Below are 648 nucleotides of genomic sequence, written 5' to 3' on the forward strand. Positions count from 1 at the left end.
CGACCCGGCGGCCCGCGAGCGCCGTGACGCCGTGCTGAAGCTGCCGCTGCGGCTGGACGAGGTGGGCGCCTGCCTCAAGGCCGCCCAGGAGCTGGTCGACGCGGCTGCCGAGGACGCCAAGCAGCTCGCCGAGGAGATGGACGGCAAGGAGACCGAGGAGCTGAAGGCGGCGCTCGGCGCGGCCCAGGGCGGCCGGCTGCCGCGGGGCACGGCGGGGGTGATGAAGGACCTGGAGGACATGCAGAAGCGCCGCAGAACCCGTACGCAGCGCGACAGCCTGGACGTCGCNNCGCCTTCTACCGCGACGTCCTCGCCCTCCAGCTCGGCACGCGCGTGGCACTGGCCAACACCGACGCCGAGGACGCCCTGGAACGGCTGGCCCGCGCCAGCACCCCGGAGTCCACACTCCGCCGCATCGAGGCCATCGCCGCGTGCCGCGAGGCCCTGGACCGCAATGTCGCTCCGCTGCTGGCGGTGGAGGCGATGACGATGGCACTGCGAGCGGGGTGAAGCGGGGCGCACGCTCGGGGTGAGACGCGACAGGCCCTCGGGCCGAAGCGGGGGCGCACGCTCAGGGTGAAGCGGGGCGCGCGCTCCTCGGCCCCGCGCACGCCCCACCGGCTGCGACTCCCGCACGCCCCACCGCCC

Annotated in this window: 1 pseudogene; it reads left to right on the forward strand. The window is 75.5% G+C overall.

Annotated elements, in window-relative coordinates:
- Positions 1 to 510 (forward strand): annotated as a pseudogene (locus CCN44_RS42640) (DNA polymerase III subunit delta' C-terminal domain-containing protein); the annotation flags it as partial.
- Positions 511 to 648: the final 138 nt, after the last annotated feature.

This window comes from Streptomyces tricolor (assembly GCF_002155905.1).
GTDB classification, from domain to species: domain Bacteria; phylum Actinomycetota; class Actinomycetes; order Streptomycetales; family Streptomycetaceae; genus Streptomyces; species Streptomyces tricolor.